The sequence below is a fragment of the Ralstonia sp. UBA689 genome (genome assembly GCF_002298975.1).
GTDB lineage: Bacteria > Pseudomonadota > Gammaproteobacteria > Burkholderiales > Burkholderiaceae > Ralstonia.
The window spans coordinates 13,399-28,800 of record NZ_DBMV01000045.1 but is presented as its reverse complement, the minus strand read 5'-3'; the positions used below and the strand labels follow the sequence as shown (position 1 = coordinate 28,800).

Sequence of the window (15,402 nt, the reverse complement as noted above, 5' to 3'; positions counted from 1 at the left end):
CCATGGAAAACCTGCTCGCCTTGTTCGCCACGGTCTTTCTGCTGAACGTGATGCCGGCCTTTGCCCCACCCACGTGGATGGTGATGTCGTGGATCGGCTTCTCGCGACCCGACGCCGATCCCGTGCTCCTCGCGGGGGTGGCGGCTTGCGCCGCGACCGCCGGCCGCCTTGTCCTGGCGCAATTGTCTTGCTGGCTCGTGCGCAACCACTGGATGCGCGAGGCAGACCGCCAGAACATCGACGTGGTTCGGGCTTGGTTGGAAGAGCGCAAAAGCATGACCGCCGGGCTGATCCTGGCGTATGCGTTCAGCCCGTTTCCCTCCAACTACATCTTCATTGCATACGGCTTGACCGGCATGCGGCTGTGGCTGATCGGGCTGCCGTTCTTCATCGGCCGCTGGGTGAGTTACCTCACCTGGACACACATAGCCCAAATTGGGGCGCGTTACCTGGATGAAGAGTCCGCGATTGACGGGGCCTATATGGGCCTCTACTTTGTCTTGTCGCAGGTCGTGTTTCTGGCTCTGGTGTATGGGTTCGCAAAAGTCGACTGGCGCTACTTCCTGCAAACCAAACGTCTGCGCAGGCGACGCTCGGGCCCAATCACGCCGTCATCAGAAAATGCAGAGACGAAAACACAACGCTGATCCGGCCGTCACCCAGTCCTCCAGTCCAACCCGTCATCAAACAACAACAAGGAAATCGAGATGTACGACACCATCATGGTCGCAATCGACGCAAGCCCAACCGCGCAACGCGCCTTGGACGAGGCGACACGGTTGGCCAGGACGCTTGGCTCGAAACTGCTCATCGCGCACGTCGTCGACAACGCCCACGTCAAATGGGATCTTGGCGCGCTGAACACGCGGCAGATTACCGAAACATTGATCGAGCAAGGCCACAAGCTCGTTGCAGAAGCGACACGCAAGGCGCAACAGGCGGGGATTCAGGTCGCGGCCGTGACAACGGATGATCCGCTGGCCTACATCGATATCGCATCGGAACTGGAAAAGCTGGCGCAGCAGGCCGGGGTGGAGCTCCTGGTTCTGGGCACGCACGGTCGGCGCGGCGCGCGGCGCGCGTTGTTGGGAAGCGTCGCGGAAAGCGTGGTGCGCACCTCTTCTCTCCCGGTATTGCTGGTGCGATCGGCATGACGGCCGCAGCGTAAGGGCCTGGCAGGGGATGAAAAAATGGCTGGTGCGATGCATCGTCCCCTCCACCTCGCCAACACGACACCGGCGCCGGATTGGCGGCGTTGACATCGGCCCCCCTCGTGACTATCAACGGTAAGTAGGCATCGGAGGCACGCAAACCCTTTCAGGGGAAACGGCATCATCAGAAACCGTAGCCGTGCGGCGCAGTAAAACACGTGACGCAGTCACCGCCTGCTTAGGGGGCCATCTTGGCAACGGGATCTCTTGAAGTGCAACCGGGCTTGCTGCTGAGCTTGTCCCCGGGACGCCGGACCTATCGCATGGCATTGGCGGTGGCACTGCTGTCTTTGCTGATCTTCCTGTCGGTGCTGCCGTTTTCCAAGGTGCAGCTGGCGCAACTCCCGTTGTTCATTCCGACGTATGAATCAGCGCTCATTCTCAATGACCTGATTACCGCCGTTTTGCTGTTCGGCCAGTTTGCGATCACGCGTTCGCGCGCCATGCTGGCGCTGGCCTGCGGCTACCTGTTCACGACGGCCACCGCAGTCGGGCACATGCTGTCGTTCCCGGGGTTGTTTGCGCCCGGTGGCCTGCTGGGCGCCGGGCCACAGAGCACCGCCTGGATCTACATGTTCTGGCACGCGGGCTTTCCGCTGTTCGTGATGGCCTATGCCGTGCTGAAAGTCCTTGAAGATCGGGAGCCGGATCGCTTTGCCGCCACTCCGCTCACGCGGGGGACGGTGGCATTGGTCATTGCCGCCGTGCTGGGCGCGTCGGCTGCGTGCGTTGCGCTGGCCACGGCGGGCGGGCATCTGCTGCCGGCAATCATGGCGGGCAATGGCTATGCACGTGCCCAGTTGATGGTTGCCGGCACGATCTGGGGTTTCAGCATGATCGCCCTGACCGTGCTCTGGCGCAGCAAGCCGCATCTCACCATCGACATCTGGCTGATGGTGGTGCTGTGCGTCTGGATCTGCGACATCGCGCTCAGTGCCGTGTTCAACCATGGGCGCTACGACCTCGGCTTCTATCTGGGACGCATGTATGGGCTCTTGGGAGCGAGCTTCATCCTATTGCTGCTGCTGATCGAGAACAGCGTCCTGCACGCACGGCTGGTTGCCGCGCGGGAAGAACTCAAGCGGCTTGCTGCTACCGACCCGCTCACCGGTGCCGCCAGCCGCCGTGCCTTTGAATCCGCCCTGGGCGAGGCTTGGTGGCACGGTGCGAGCACAGAATCTCCACTGTCTGCGCTGCTGGTCGACATTGACCTCTTCCGAGACTTCAACGACCGCTACGGCCACCTGCGGGCCGACCGATGCCTGGCCTCGGTCGCGCAATGCCTGGCTCAACATGTGCAGCGCGATGGCGATCTGGTCGCGCGCTACGAGGGCGACACCTTTGCAATCCTGCTGCCGGAGTCCGATCTGCAAGCCGCAGCGCAGATCGGGCAGCGCCTGTGCGACGCAGCGGCAGCGCTTGGCATTGCGCACGCGGGGTCGGCCGTAACGGGCCACGTTACCGTGAGCGTGGGCGTGGCAAGCGGCTGGGCACAGGAGGGCGTGTTGCCACAAGGCTTGATCAAGGCGGCGGGCAATGCGCTGCACTCTGCCAAGGTGGGCGGGCAGAACCGGATTGCCGTGGTGCAGGTGCCACTGCAGTTGGGGCGGGGGGTGGTGGCGATATAGGATCGTTGATTGTCGAGCTCAGAGAGTACGGTTCAGCCGCACCGTTGCCCAATCCAGTCTCAGGAAACCCACCGAGACTGCTGGCCCTCCGGCAGGCAACAAGCAGTACTCGACCCCGCCGGGCACGTAACTAAGTGCACCCCAATCCAACGACAGCAGCTTGCCCCAGTGGAACTTTTGTGAGTGGACCGCTGCCCGCAAGAAGTCGCGCGGTAACTCCGGCTTGCCTGCCTTGCTCAACAGGTGGGCGATGGCACCCTCTTCCGGCTCGATCACCATCCTGCTACGGCGGCAAGTTTCAAGTCCATTTCTCCTGAACACTTAAGAAGGCTTATCGAAATAAGCTCAAACATGAGCGCCGCCCTAAGTTGCTCTCGCGCGTAGGCGAAACTGCCGCGCATGCCCTGGGCATGCCAACTGGATGGAACCCTCGCCCGCCAGTCGGAAGTCTCCTGGCGGGCATCAGCCCGGCTCACATTCAATAGACACCAAGCATCTGCTGTCTGTAGCATTTCCTGGAATGCGATCCCATCAAGCCTGAGCATTAGATGTCAGCCCATTCGCCCCTTAGCGCGGCGCTGCGTAGCGATCCGACCCAGGTGTTCTGGCGCGATCCGGCCATGCCCTTTGTCGAGAGCCGCCGCGCGTGCCATAGCCGGGCCTGCTACAAACCGCACTACCATCCGACCTTTTCCATCGGCGCCATTGATGAAGGCCGCAGCATCTTCACTGGCACCGCCGATGGCCCGGTTGTGCTGCATCCCGGCACGCTCGTATTCGTGCCAGCAGCGCGCGTGCATGCCTGCAACCCGGCGCCCAACACAGCCTGGAGCTATCAGATGCTGCACCTGGACGCCGACTGGCTCCGGGCCGTCCGGCAGGAATACACGCAGGCCAGCCCGATGGATGCCGAGCCGGTACGGGTCGTGACCGACCCGGCGGTCTATACGCGTTTCTGCCAGTTCAACGCGTTGCTCTTCTCCGAGGCCAGCCCATGTGACAAGGAGGCAGCACTGATCGAGTTCATCGGAGATTGCGACACCACGCAGGACTTGCGCATCGAGGCACCGAACGTTCCGTTGAACCTGGCCGTACAGATCCAGCCCGCCCTGCATTGTCTGCGCACCGAGCCGGCTTCCAGCATTGCCCTGGATGAACTGGCGCGCCTGGCCGGTATGAGTCGCTACCAGGTGATCCGCGCTTTCCGCGCTGTCACCGGCATGACCCCGCATTCCTGGCAACTGAACCAACGCATCAACCTCGCCAAGGAACGAATTCGAAGTGGGGACGGCATTTCGGATGTGGCCCAAAGCCTGGGCTTTGCCGATCAAGCGCATTTCCAACGGGTGTTCAAGGCATATGCGGGCGTGACGCCTGGGCGTTTCCGCGCATAGCGCCAGAGCGATACGGCTGCAATTTCCTTCAATACAGAACGCGCCGCGCTCGGCACACTGCGAGGAAAAATCCGTATGAGTGCCTTGCATGCAGCAGTTCCTGATGATCGCCGCAGCGCATTTCCTGGCGCTGCTCTCTCCCGGCCCTGATTTCTTTCTGATCGCTCGAACCTCGCTGTCCGCCGGCTGGCGCATCGCCAGCGGCGCCTGCCTGGGCATTGCCCTCGCCAACGGGGTGTTCATCGCCGCCGCATTCGCCGGCACCGCTGCGCTGCGGCCGGACAGTGTGCTGTTCGTCGTTCTGCAACTGGCCGGCTGTGCCTATCTGCTCTATCTCGGCGTGCTGTTCGTGCGTTACGCCGGCAGCAACGATCTGGACGTGTCAGCATCCGGCGGCCGCGCCACCACGCCGCGGCATCCTCCCATCGCCTGGCGCCGCGCCACCGGCATGGGCTTCCTCTCGGGCATCCTTAACCCAAAAAACGCGCTGTTCTACGCCAGCCTGGCCGCCATGCTGACGGGCCCGCACGCCAGCGCGGGTTGGAAGACGGTCTACGGCACCTGGATGTTTAGCGTCGTGCTGCTGTGGGACGTGCTGATCGCCGTCTTGATCGGCCACCAGACCGTGCTGCGTCGCTTCGCCCGGACACTGCCCTGGCTGGAGCGCATCTCCGGGATCGTTTTGATCTTGCTCGCGCTAGGCGTCATCACGGTTCTTTTTCTGCGTTGAAGATGCTCGCCTTCTTGCGCCGGTCGACCGCATTTTTGATCGCATTGATTTGAAAGCCCGGCATCTTCCGGTGGGCGCGGTTCGGGCTTACTGGGCACCCGAAGCAATGGCGCGCGAGCATACAGCCATCCTGGCGCGGAAGAACAATGAAGTTCGCAAGCCATGGCTGCCGCAACGACGCTGATACAACGGTATGCGTGGGCAGTGAGAAGCCGGACTAATCGGACTGCCGAGTGACGCGCAACTGCCACAACCGAATCAATTCCCCCGGCTGCTCAGGATACGTTTCAAACTGCGCCACCCCTGGCGGAATAAGAAGCCACGGCTGCTTGCTGCGCGTGTACACATGCGCGATCGGCTCGAACGTCTGCTGATGCTCCAGCGTGCCCGATCGCAGCAGCGCGATGTCCGGCTTATGAAGCGGCTCGGCCCACAGGCGCGTGTCGCAGCGCGGGCAGATGCGGGCGCGGCGGGTATGGCCGTTGCCCAAGTCGAACTCCGCAAGCGGCGCCTGCCCTTGGAGAATCTCCAAGTCCGTGCGACGAACCCACATCACGGGGAGCGCCGCACCGCCGGTTCGGCGCTGGCACATCATGCAGTGGCAGACGTAGAACGTGAGCGGATCAGCAACGAGCTGGTACTTAACGTCGCCGCACAGGCAGGCGCCGGGATACGGGGGGTGCATGGCCGGTTCCGAAAATACGTGGGATCAACCAAGTCTTGCACGAAAACCATGACGGTTGGCGTTGCCACGAATACTCGCAAGCACCGAACCCTCCGATGATGGATCCCCAACTCGCGAGAACCCCAACGTCATGATGGCAACCTTGGAAGCGTCGCTCGACAGCGCAACGACAGCAAGCATCATCCGCAGCGCGACCGTCGCCAATCTTTAGCGGCTCACCTCGAAAGTTCGGAGCCCGCGCAACTCGGCCAATGCCAAGGAGCGCCCAAACTCAAGCCCCCCAAAACGTCAAGTCGTTTGCCTTTTGACCGGACAGCGCCGCCTCTTGCCAAGCAGGCGTCGTTGCCAGGTATCCGGCGTTCCCGTCTGCCGGTTGAGCATGCGCCTGGTCGTGCTGATAGGCGGGCCAACGATAGTGGCCATAGACGCTCATGCAGTTCACCGCATACGCCTGGGCGAGCTCTGGACAGTTCTCGATGATCAGCAGATTCTCGTCGTTCTTACCGCTCGCGCTGGCCGAGAAGTTGTGCGACCCGCTCACGACAACGGGATGATCGCCAAACGGATCGATCACGATCACCTTTGAATGGGTGATGGCAAATCCCATCCCGTTCAGAAACTCCTGCCGCGTGAATGTCGAAAGAAAACTGCCCACGGCCTCGGCCCCTTGTGGTTGGACCACGTCGTGCGAATACGTCTTGAAATCCTCGCCCGTCAGAAGCTGGAAGGTGGGCGACGGCTTGTCCTTGGTCCCCATCGGCAGCGTACTCACCACGCCGCGCACATAGAGACCCTTGGGCTGCGCTTTGAGGATCGTGTCCAGCGGCTCCTGACCGGGCATGAACATGATGAACAGGATGCCCTGCTTGGCCGCACTCACCACGCTGATCAACGACTCGATATCTGCGCCGCCATCGTGGTCTGCCTTTGAGTTTGGCGTGGGCGTGAACCACACGCGCGCGTTGCCGCTGGAAAATTTGAACGGGCCCTGGGGCTCGCCATCGCCGGAGACAAGCGTTTTCGGGAACGCATCCCCAGCCTCGATCAGCGCGTGCCAGTGGTCGAGGTACGCCTGCGCGAGTTCGGCGCTGTTCAGCGCAATGCCGTTGTTGATCTGCGTATGCAGCCCCGTGAGGGTCCAGTTCGTGCTACCGGTCCAGACATGCGTCGGTTTCCCGTTCTCGCACACAACGACAAATTTGTTGTGTGCGAGACCATGTGGCGCCGTCATGCGCCGGTGCAGATCAACCTTGCCTTCCAGTTGTGCCGCCGCCTTGCTGTTCTCGTCACCGCCAGCCGCCTTGACCGACCCGTTGGCGAGAATCACATGTGCTCGGCTCCCGCAGGCAATCAACCCTTCAATCAGGTCATCGAGATCGAGTTCGAACAGCGAGCAGTAAATTTCAAGCGTCTCGTCCTTGCTCACGGTGTCGACAATGCCGCGAATTGCCTTGCCCAGCTCCCCGCTGAGGAACTGCATCAGCGGGCTGGTGACGTCGTTGGTGAGGTCACGCTTGAGTTCCGGCACCGTCGTCAGGCCACGCTCCTTGGCATAGCGACTGACGAACTGCGACAGGATCACGCCTCGGTTGAAGAAGGCCTTGGCGTCGGGGCCTGCCGACGCACCCAGCACAACGGGAACCCAGCCACTGGCATTCGCCGCGTCCGCCTTGAGTGCCCCAGGCTGGCCCGTCATGGGCGTCACGCGGTAGCTCAGCTTGTCTCCGGTCGCGCCGTGAAGAACGGCGTGATGTGTCCAGGAAAACGTCTGCAGCGGCCACTCGCTCGAAGGGCGGGATTCGCCAACCTTCGGACTATCGGCCTTGAAGCCCTTCAGGTTGGGCAGGATCTCAACCGGCTGGCCAGCAACGCTGTCGTTGCGCACTTCGACCTGAAAACCCAGGCAGCCGTCGATCGCGCTGATATGGCCGTTCGGCCTCGACCACCAGGCCAGGAAGACGTCGTCGCAGTTTGCGTAGCACTTGAGTTCAACAGCCATGGTTGCTCCTTGATGGAATCAAGGGATACGCGATCGGCGTACCCATTCGGGCGCTGGTTGACGACGGCGTGCGGGCAGGATGGGCGAGTGCCATCGCGTTATTTAGGGGTGTCGTTAAAGAGCAGGCACTGCGGCAGATTCTGCATGGGCGTCGCATGGCCCGATTCCTTCGCGCCGTCGAGAATCCAGACACGATCGAACACGTTGGGTGGCCAATGCGGTTCGGGTGGCACACCGCCCAGTGCGGCAGCCAGCTCGGGGATCGTCCCGTGGTGCCAGCAGATCAACACCAATTTGCCGGCATATTTGTCGTCGCTGACGAGCTTGCTGGCGAGCTGGTCGTACTCGTTGTCGGCATGGTCGTCATGAATCGGCTGCCCGATCGCACTGGCCAGCGGCGTGACGGTCTCCACGGGGCGATTGCTGTGTTTCGACGCCTTCGTGGCAAACAGAAAATCCGGCTTGCCGAAAACTTCAGGCACATAAGGTGCCAAGGCCCCTGCGCGCTCGTACCCCTTGGTGGACAGATTCGGGCCGTCAGTGGCTGCGTCCGTGCCCGGGTCTCCGGGCTTCTCGCCGTGGCGGATGATCAGTATCTTCTTGGGCTTCATGACGGCGTCCTCCTGAGAATGACTCCCGCGCGCGCGTCTTGCATCTGGCGGTGTCTAGCGGTGCGACCACAGGTAACAGTACGTCTGACCGCCCTCAAGATTCGGGCCAGCCGTCCCGTCATCACCGATCTTCTTGACCCAGCCATTCGGCTCTTGCGACGTCGGCATATCGCCGCAATTGGTATGGACCCAATGGATGCCACCCTCGAATGGGATGCCGCACACCTCCAACTGGTCTCCCACCGCGATGGAATTCAACGGGGCAGGCACGGCCTTGGCGTTCTTTTCGTAGCCCAGCGCAAAGACGTTATCGATCGCAACGTCGTAGTCCGCGCCGTCGGTATCGCTGCGCAGTGTCAGATGCGTATGTGACAGCTCGATGCCGTTGCGGAACATGCCATGTTTGAAGTACGGCGCAGACGCGACACGGCCGACGAGCAAGGTCCCTGAGGCCGCCAGGCACTCCTGCGCCTCATCGGCATAGACACCAAACGAAAGCGAAGCGAGCGCGAGACACAGGCCGGCCGATAAGTGCCGTCTGACTGTGTCACCGCGCCAACCATGTAAACGTGCAAATGACATGACATACCCTCCTTTTTCTTGGAACGCCGGCCGGACAGGATCATCTGGTGGAACGGATCGACGCACGCTTCGGCGCCATGCCGAATCCGCCGAGGTGCGCGCGTAGCCTCACCCAATTTCCGGCCATCGTTCGCCTTCAATCCCGCATAACGCAATACTCATTATTTGCGCGCCCTTTTGCAATAAAATATTTTGCCATCTGATATGAATTAATTTCAATGCCAGTGTGATCTCAGATAGCAAGTTAGAAAACTATCGTAGACCAAATCATTTCTTTAAAAGATCGCACAATCCTTGACAGCAAAAAGAGATCTTTAAAACAACATGAGACGATGAAAGACCAGGCGCTTGCATTCAGCACATTGCGACTGGTTAATCCCTGCGCCTTGGGCAAGAGCGCCGTGCCTGGCAAGCTTATGGATGAACCAGAGCGGGTGAAGGCGCACATCCTTCCCTTGCGCCTTTCCAGGAGGTGGCACGCCAAAAATCATATAAATTCTTCAATTGATTTTTCATTTATTTGAAAAAACAATTCATTGATCGATTTGCGCAACTGAATGGTTTAATTTTTGCGCTGACCGTGTTACCCAATAGGTCAACATCTTCATTCAGGAGGCTACAAGTGAGCGGATTAGAAGCAATGGTCTCTGCCATGGAAGAACTGATTGGCGTCCATGACACCGGCGGACACGACGTCAACAAGATCACCCAGTGGTATGGCGCGAGTGGCGAGCCTTGGTGTGACATGACAATCACCTACGCTGCCTACCACTCCGGCAACGCTGGTCCGGTTTGCTTTGGCGGAAGGTTTGCATACACCCCAGCACACGCACAGGCGTTCAAAGACCACGGCCAGTGGCACCCAGTGGATCACGGCGTTGCAAGCTCGGGAATCCATCGCGGTGACATCATCTTTTTCGAGTGGTCCGGCGGAAAGTCGATCGCCAAGATTGACCACGTCGGCATCGTGACGGATGTCTCTGGCGATGTCGTACACACCATCGAGGGCAACTACGACCACATCTGCGGTCGCTTCGAGCGCACGGTTCACGACATTGTGGGGTTCGGTCGCCCGGCCTACTCTTCCAGCACACCGAGCAAGCCGGTCAAACCACCATTCCCTCCTGTTGTTCCGGCAAAACTCGAGCCCTTCCCGGGTGCCGCCTTCTTCAAGGACGGCAAGAAGAGTCCGATCATTGCGGCGATGCACGCCCGTTTGATCGCTGTTGGCTGCAATCGCTACGAGTCGAACCTGCACGAGGACACCTGGGGTAGCGGGGACAAGGCTTCCTACGCTGCCTGGCAGCGCAAGATCGGCTACTCCGGCAAGGACGCTGACGGCATTCCCGGCAAGGCTTCGTGGGACGCACTGCACGTCCCGAAAGTCTGAGGTCAATGATGATGGGGCGGCCCAGGCGACGTAAGCAACCTGCGTAGCCCTTGTCGCATCGCCCTCGCGTTTCCGGCCGCTCGTCGCGCATCGGCTTAACGTGCATCAAGCACAGCCGCCGCGAGTTGAACGGCCGGTACTCGACCCAGCCCTTCCGAGGAGGTTGGCTGCCACCTGCAGGACGCCGCCTCGGCCCGCCGTGTGGAGGCTTGACGCGGCGGGCCTGCCCTATGCGTCATAAGCGCGCAGATCCACTCAAGCGTTGTCTGGTGACCCATCTGCCGGGCCATTTCCGTGGCCTTGTGGATGTCCGTGCTTTGCGGCCCCTTCTCCACATCAGGGTTATCCGCCATTTCCTCCCGGGCTGTGCTTTTCGACACTCCTGCCACACCACCAATAAAACAAGGGGCGGAGACAAGCATGGATCGGAGGCAATTCGTTCGTAGTTCAGTCGTACTGGGTGGCGCCATGATGCTGGCGCCAATGGCACGCGCGGCAGAAGCTGGCGTGTTTGCAGACAAGATCGTCTTTGGGCAGTCCATCGGGCTCGATAGCGTATGGGGCAGCCTGTACAAGAACTACACCGATGGCCTGCTGGCCGGCTTCGAGCAAGTCAACGCCCAGGGCGGCGTGGCCGGCCGCAAGCTGGTCGTCAAACGGCTGGAAGACAACTACGTGCCCGAAAAGACCGTGGCCAACATCAAGGCGCTGGTGCAGGAAGGCGTGTTCGGGCTGGCCTGCATGGGCGGCACCGGCAACACCGTCGCCGCGCTGCCGCTGCTGGAGCAGTACCGCGTGCCTACCGTGGGCACCATGACCGGCGCCGGTGCCGCACGCAAGGCCAGCGCCCCACTCTTCCACACGCGCGCCAGCTACACCGACGAAGTCACGAAGATGGTCCAGCACGCCACCACCATCGGGCTCAAGCGTGTTGCGGTGGTGTACCAGGACAACGCGTTCGGCTCCAGCAACGCCGATGCCGCCAAGGCGGCCGCCAGCAAATTCGGCGCGCAGATCGTCACGCTCATCCCCCACAACGCCAAGGGCGACGACATCGACATGGTGGTCGACACGATTGCCGCCGCCAACCCGCAGACCACATTGCTGTTCACCTCGGCGTCTTCCGTGGCCGACATGCTGCTGCGCTTTCAGGCCAAGCACGGCCCGCTGCCGCTGCCGCAACCGTGGGTGCTGTCGGTCACCACGCCCAAGACCGTTTTCGAGAAGGCCGGCACGCTGGCTCACGGCGTGGCCATCACGCAGGTCATGCCCGGCCCCAATGCCCGTACCCAGCCGCTGGTGCGCGCGTTTCGGGATGCCAACGACAAGTTTGGCGTGCGCAGCAACCAGACCTACGAGGCAGTTGAAGGCTTCCTCACCGCCCGGGTCATTGTTGAAGGCCTGCGAGCCTGCGGCGCCAACCCCACGCGCGAGGCATTCATCCAGGCGCTGGAAGGGTTCGGCACGCGCGACTTTGGCGGCGTGCGCGTCCACTACGACCACGGCAACCACGCCGGGCTCGACTATGTGGACGTCGCGATGATCGGCAACAACGGCAACCTGGTGGGCTGAGCCACGCGCCGCCTGAACCGGTGGCAACATGGCGCCATGCAACGCGCACACGCCACCTCCCTACTGACGATTCGCACCCACCCGCCAACGGGACGGTAGTGCGTGGCCGCCAGCCAGAGCCCGCCCCGAGGCGGGTTTTTTTGCTGCTCGCCGCACCGGCACGTTGAATCACTCCAGCTTTTCTAGACACCTACGCGCCGCTGGTATAGAGATAGAACAAGCAACGCGGCGCGCCCATCAAACCGAAGGCCCAAGCCGCTTAAGCGCCTGACTGCCGTCGCGCCCAGTTGCGATGGCACGATGCATCACAGTGGCGAACGAGTGGCGAACGCGTGCCGAAGGAGAGACGTCGTGAGTGATACGCGCATAGTCGACATCTACCGCTACGATCCCGATTCCGATTCCGATGCCCAGCCCCACATGCAGGCCTTCGACGTCGAGTTGAGGCCAGACGACCGGATGCTGCTGGATGTGCTGATTCGCCTCAAGGCGCAAGACCAGACACTGAGCTTCCGGAGATCATGCCGGGAGGGCGTGTGCGGTTCAGACGCGATGAACATCAACGGCAAGAATGGCCTTGCCTGCACGACCAACCTCAACGAGTTGCCGCGTCACATCATTCTTCGCCCGCTTCCGGGCCTGCCCGTCATCCGCGACCTGATCGTGGACATGACGGATTTCTTCAGGCAATACCACTCGATCAAGCCGTACCTGATCAACGACAGCGCGCCACCGGAGCGTGAGCGCCTTCAATCGCCTCAGGAACGCGACCAGCTAGATGGTCTCTATGAGTGCATCCTGTGCGCATGCTGCTCAAGCGCATGTCCGTCGTTCTGGTGGAACCCCGACAAGTATGTCGGCCCGGCCGGGCTGCTGCAGGCGTATCGCTTCCTCGTGGATTCGCGCGACGAGGCCACCGCGGCGCGCCTGGACAACCTTGACGATCCCTACCGCCTGTTCCGCTGCCGAACGATCATGAACTGCACGAACGTGTGCCCCAAGGGCCTGAACCCAGCCAAGGCGATCAGCGAAATCCGAAACATGCTCGCCCGCCGGGCAATTTGATCGACGCCGCTTTGACGACCAGGAGAGCACATGGCAATACCGCACGCCGCCCCCGGAGAACTGATCGACATCCGCCCCCTGGGCGCCGCACTTCAGCAAGCCAAATCCGTTGCCCTGATCCGCTCGGCGCACCTTGAAGTCATGCGACTCGTGCTGCCGGCAGGTGGCCAAATCCCTGTCCACCAGGCGCCGGGAGACATTACCGTGCAATGCCTTGAGGGCGTCCTGAAGTTCGGCATGAACTCGGGCACACACATCATGCGTGCGGGAGACCTCCTGCTGCTTCTACCGGAAGAACCGCACTGGCTGGAGGCGCTGGAAAGCGCGTCGGTGCTTGTGACCCTCTATCTTCCACAGCGCCAATAGGTAAATAGGCCAAGCGGAAGCCGGCGTTCGCTGCCCTGTTCCGAACGCCCAACCTTATTGGACAGCCTGCTGCCCCACGCGCCCGGTCAGCGGTGCCTGCCGCACTTCCGACAGGTAGAGGAGGATCAGCGACACCCACACGATGCCGTAGAGGAACATGAAGCACGACGAGCGCACTCTGAACACGTCCAACAAAGCACCAAAGATGATGGGGAGAAGAAACCCACCCAATCCGCCGGCCAAGCCGACGATGCCGGTCACAACCCCCATGTTTGCCGAGAAGTCGTCCGCCACGTACTTGAAGGTCGACGCCATGCCAAAGGCGAACACCGCGCCCATCAGGAAGATGAGCGCAATGAACGCCACCAGCGGCATCTGCAGATGCATGTTGAATGCGCCATCGATGGTGTGAATTACCAGGTCGGTCGGCGGATACGCGAGCAAGAACAGGCAGACCCACGCGACCCACAGCCCCCACCAGGTCACGCTTTGGGCACCCCAGCGATCGGCAAGCAAGCCACCAACGGCCCGCAGCACCGACCCAGGCAACGAGAACCCCGCCGCAAACGCCGACGCCGCCACCAGCGTCATGCCATATTCATTCTTCAGATACTGCGGCATCCACAAAGACAGGGCGGTGAACCCACCAAAGGTGATCGAGTAGTACTGGCACAGTCGCCAGACACGCCGGTCACGCAGCACCTTGAAGCTGTCCAGCCAAGACCCTTGTGCCCGCCCCGCGCCCGGATCGGGTGCGGAAGCCAGCCAGAAGATGACCGCCGTCACCAGCAACGCAACCGCATACACACGCGGTACAAAACGCCAACCGTAAGCCGCCTGCAGCGACGGCGTGAGAAACAGGTTGACGGCCGCGCCCGACGTGCCAGCGCCAAAGAACCCCATCGCAAAACCGCGTCGCTCCGGCGGAAAGAAGCGCGCAACGTACGGGGTTCCCACCGCGAAGGACGCACCCACGCAGCCGAGAAACAAGCCGATCGCCAAAAACTGCCAAAGCGCGGTTGCGTAGCTGACGGCGTACACCGGCACCGCGCAGACGACGAGCAATGTGGTCATGACCGTGCGGCCACCAAAGCGATCCGTCCACGCGCCCAGGGGCAGCCGCATCAGGGCTCCGGTCAGCACGGGCGTGGAGGTCAGCAAGCCGAACTCGGTGCCGTTCAGCTTCAGATCTTCGCGCAACTGAACGCCGATCACGCCAAACATCATCCACACCACAAAGCAGACCATGAACGCGAGCGTGCTTGCCAGCAGCACCGACCACGCCTGGGCCGAGATGGCCGGTGCGCCGGCCTGATTTTCCGTTGCGCCTGGTGCTCGCATGCTGGCTCCCCCTTGCTCTGTGCGTTGCCGACCTACTGAACCAGCGGGCCATTGGTGGCCCCAAGATCCACGCCTTCGACTTGCGCTTGCGAAGCCAGTATCGACACGTATTGCTGCATGGCCTTGTGCCTGACGCGCGCTTCAAGGTACTGGGCAATCTCGGTCTCGACCGCATCGAACGGCACGGTGTCGCCCGCCACGCGATGCTCGATACGCACAATGTGGAATCCGAACCGCGTCTTGACGATGCGCGGCAGAACCCCCGTTTCGGTTGAATCGAACAGCACGCGCTCGAACTCCGGAACGCTGTCGCCGCGCAACAACTGGCCGAGGCTTCCGCCCACGCCCGCAGACGGGCAATTGGAGACGTCGCGCGCCACCGCCTCGAAGGTGTCGGGGGCGTCCAACACCTGCTTCAGCGTCTGCTCTGCCTTTTGCAAAAGCAGCGGGACCGGCGCACGGTCGGTCACCGCAAACAGGATATGGCTGGCATAAACGATATCGTTGCGCCGGAAGCGGGCCTGGTGGTTCTGGTAATACCGTTCGCAATCGGCACGGGTTGGCTCGGGCACGGCCAACTCGCGTTCGAGCAACGCATCGACGCACGCATCATCCAGCGCATCGCAGTCTGAAATGAGCTGCAACGCCACAGCGCGCTGCCGCAGCAACTCGTGTATTGCCAACGCACAGGCTGCCGCAGCCAGCGGCTCCGGCTCGCCTGCGTGGTGCTGGCCTTCCTCAGCAATCAACGCCGCGTCGATCACCACTCCGTTGACGCGAACCACGGCTGCACTGCCGGACGTTGCCTGAATGCTCATCAAGCCTCCC

General features: G+C 61.7%; 16 protein-coding genes. 9 read left to right on the top strand and 7 right to left on the bottom strand.

The genetic code is table 11. The annotated features are described in order from the left end of the window. Nucleotides 1–2: 2 nt before the first annotated feature. The 5 genes from B4F51_RS22045 to B4F51_RS22025 all read left to right on the top strand — a co-directional run bounded on the left by B4F51_RS22045 (nt 3) and on the right by B4F51_RS22025 (nt 4,963). Nucleotides 3–647 (top strand): hypothetical protein, encoded by a 645-nt coding sequence (locus tag B4F51_RS22045; RefSeq protein WP_296228874.1) that lies wholly within the window; start codon nt 3–5, stop codon nt 645–647. 60 nt (nt 648–707) lie between these two features. Continuing rightward, entirely contained in the window at nt 708–1,154 is a 447-nt protein-coding gene (locus tag B4F51_RS22040; protein WP_296228871.1) for a universal stress protein, read from the top strand. Between the two features lie 320 nt (nt 1,155–1,474). Further along, nucleotides 1,475–2,839 (top strand): sensor domain-containing diguanylate cyclase, encoded by a 1,365-nt coding sequence (locus tag B4F51_RS22035; protein WP_296228870.1) that lies wholly within the window; start codon nt 1,475–1,477, stop codon nt 2,837–2,839. A 548-nt stretch (nt 2,840–3,387) separates the two neighbouring features. Beyond that, the gene (locus B4F51_RS22030; protein ID WP_296228868.1) at nt 3,388–4,233 is read left to right on the top strand and encodes a helix-turn-helix transcriptional regulator; all 846 of its coding nucleotides are present in this window, start codon (nt 3,388–3,390) and stop codon (nt 4,231–4,233) included. 88 nt (nt 4,234–4,321) lie between these two features. After that, nucleotides 4,322–4,963 carry a LysE family translocator gene (locus tag B4F51_RS22025; protein WP_296228866.1) on the top strand — a complete coding sequence of 214 codons (642 nt, stop codon included), beginning with the start codon at nt 4,322–4,324 and terminating at the stop codon, nt 4,961–4,963. Here B4F51_RS22025 and B4F51_RS22020 read toward each other — a convergent pair. The 5 genes from B4F51_RS22020 to B4F51_RS22000 form a co-directional block, all read right to left on the bottom strand. Next, nucleotides 4,941–5,084 carry a hypothetical protein gene (locus tag B4F51_RS22020; RefSeq protein ID WP_296228865.1) on the bottom strand — a complete coding sequence of 48 codons (144 nt, stop codon included), beginning with the start codon at nt 5,082–5,084 and terminating at the stop codon, nt 4,941–4,943. The genes B4F51_RS22025 and B4F51_RS22020 overlap by 23 nt on opposite strands. A gap of 96 nt (nt 5,085–5,180) precedes the next feature. Continuing rightward, nucleotides 5,181–5,648 carry a GFA family protein gene (locus B4F51_RS22015; RefSeq protein WP_296228864.1) on the bottom strand — a complete coding sequence of 156 codons (468 nt, stop codon included), beginning with the start codon at nt 5,646–5,648 and terminating at the stop codon, nt 5,181–5,183. 271 nt (nt 5,649–5,919) lie between these two features. Beyond that, the gene (locus B4F51_RS22010) at nt 5,920–7,647 is read right to left on the bottom strand and encodes a phospholipase D-like domain-containing protein (protein ID WP_296228862.1); all 1,728 of its coding nucleotides are present in this window, start codon (nt 7,645–7,647) and stop codon (nt 5,920–5,922) included. Between the two features lie 98 nt (nt 7,648–7,745). Then, complete coding sequence (locus B4F51_RS22005; RefSeq protein WP_296228861.1) at nt 7,746–8,258, bottom strand: histidine phosphatase family protein; 513 nt, start codon at nt 8,256–8,258, stop codon at nt 7,746–7,748. 54 nt (nt 8,259–8,312) lie between these two features. Then, nucleotides 8,313–8,840, bottom strand: a complete 528-nt coding sequence (locus B4F51_RS22000; RefSeq protein WP_296228860.1) for a hypothetical protein — start codon at nt 8,838–8,840, stop codon at nt 8,313–8,315. A 652-nt stretch (nt 8,841–9,492) separates the two neighbouring features. Here B4F51_RS22000 and B4F51_RS21995 point away from each other — a divergent pair. From B4F51_RS21995 to B4F51_RS21980, 4 genes are all read left to right on the top strand, one after another. After that, complete coding sequence (locus B4F51_RS21995; protein ID WP_296228859.1) at nt 9,493–10,230, top strand: peptidoglycan-binding protein; 738 nt, start codon at nt 9,493–9,495, stop codon at nt 10,228–10,230. Nucleotides 10,231–10,650: 420 nt separating this feature from the next. Further along, a complete protein-coding gene (locus B4F51_RS21990; protein ID WP_296228858.1) occupies nt 10,651–11,802 on the top strand; it encodes an ABC transporter substrate-binding protein in 1,152 nt (383 codons plus the stop codon). Nucleotides 11,803–12,153: 351 nt separating this feature from the next. Next, nucleotides 12,154–12,867: a succinate dehydrogenase/fumarate reductase iron-sulfur subunit gene (locus B4F51_RS21985; RefSeq protein WP_296228857.1), complete on the top strand. Its 714-nt coding sequence runs from the start codon at nt 12,154–12,156 to the stop codon at nt 12,865–12,867. A gap of 30 nt (nt 12,868–12,897) precedes the next feature. Further along, entirely contained in the window at nt 12,898–13,233 is a 336-nt protein-coding gene (locus B4F51_RS21980; RefSeq protein ID WP_296228856.1) for a cupin domain-containing protein, read from the top strand. Nucleotides 13,234–13,287: 54 nt separating this feature from the next. Here the strand turns inward: B4F51_RS21980 and B4F51_RS21975 are convergent, their stop codons facing one another. After that, entirely contained in the window at nt 13,288–14,574 is a 1,287-nt protein-coding gene (locus tag B4F51_RS21975) for an MFS transporter (protein WP_296228854.1), read from the bottom strand. Between the two features lie 32 nt (nt 14,575–14,606). Then, nucleotides 14,607–15,392 (bottom strand): peptidylprolyl isomerase, encoded by a 786-nt coding sequence (locus B4F51_RS21970; protein WP_296228852.1) that lies wholly within the window; start codon nt 15,390–15,392, stop codon nt 14,607–14,609. Between the last annotated feature and the right edge of the window lie 10 nt (nt 15,393–15,402).

What these genes read in the sequence shown, in the direction of transcription:
- B4F51_RS22015 (WP_296228864.1), bottom strand. Translation starts at nt 5,648, where the DNA reads ATGCACCCCCCGTATCCCGGCGCCTGCCTGTGCGGCGACGTTAAGTAC.
- B4F51_RS22035 (WP_296228870.1), top strand. Translation starts at nt 1,475, where the DNA reads ATGGCATTGGCGGTGGCACTGCTGTCTTTGCTGATCTTCCTGTCGGTG.
- B4F51_RS22025 (WP_296228866.1), top strand. Translation starts at nt 4,322, where the DNA reads ATGCAGCAGTTCCTGATGATCGCCGCAGCGCATTTCCTGGCGCTGCTC.
- B4F51_RS21995 (WP_296228859.1), top strand. Translation starts at nt 9,493, where the DNA reads ATGGAAGAACTGATTGGCGTCCATGACACCGGCGGACACGACGTCAAC.
- B4F51_RS21975 (WP_296228854.1), bottom strand. Translation starts at nt 14,574, where the DNA reads ATGCGAGCACCAGGCGCAACGGAAAATCAGGCCGGCGCACCGGCCATC.
- B4F51_RS22000 (WP_296228860.1), bottom strand. Translation starts at nt 8,840, where the DNA reads ATGTCATTTGCACGTTTACATGGTTGGCGCGGTGACACAGTCAGACGG.
- B4F51_RS22005 (WP_296228861.1), bottom strand. Translation starts at nt 8,258, where the DNA reads ATGAAGCCCAAGAAGATACTGATCATCCGCCACGGCGAGAAGCCCGGA.
- B4F51_RS22020 (WP_296228865.1), bottom strand. Translation starts at nt 5,084, where the DNA reads ATGCTCGCGCGCCATTGCTTCGGGTGCCCAGTAAGCCCGAACCGCGCC.
- B4F51_RS22040 (WP_296228871.1), top strand. Translation starts at nt 708, where the DNA reads ATGTACGACACCATCATGGTCGCAATCGACGCAAGCCCAACCGCGCAA.
- B4F51_RS21970 (WP_296228852.1), bottom strand. Translation starts at nt 15,392, where the DNA reads ATGAGCATTCAGGCAACGTCCGGCAGTGCAGCCGTGGTTCGCGTCAAC.
- B4F51_RS21980 (WP_296228856.1), top strand. Translation starts at nt 12,898, where the DNA reads ATGGCAATACCGCACGCCGCCCCCGGAGAACTGATCGACATCCGCCCC.
- B4F51_RS21990 (WP_296228858.1), top strand. Translation starts at nt 10,651, where the DNA reads ATGGATCGGAGGCAATTCGTTCGTAGTTCAGTCGTACTGGGTGGCGCC.
- B4F51_RS22010 (WP_296228862.1), bottom strand. Translation starts at nt 7,647, where the DNA reads ATGGCTGTTGAACTCAAGTGCTACGCAAACTGCGACGACGTCTTCCTG.
- B4F51_RS22045 (WP_296228874.1), top strand. Translation starts at nt 3, where the DNA reads ATGGAAAACCTGCTCGCCTTGTTCGCCACGGTCTTTCTGCTGAACGTG.
- B4F51_RS22030 (WP_296228868.1), top strand. Translation starts at nt 3,388, where the DNA reads ATGTCAGCCCATTCGCCCCTTAGCGCGGCGCTGCGTAGCGATCCGACC.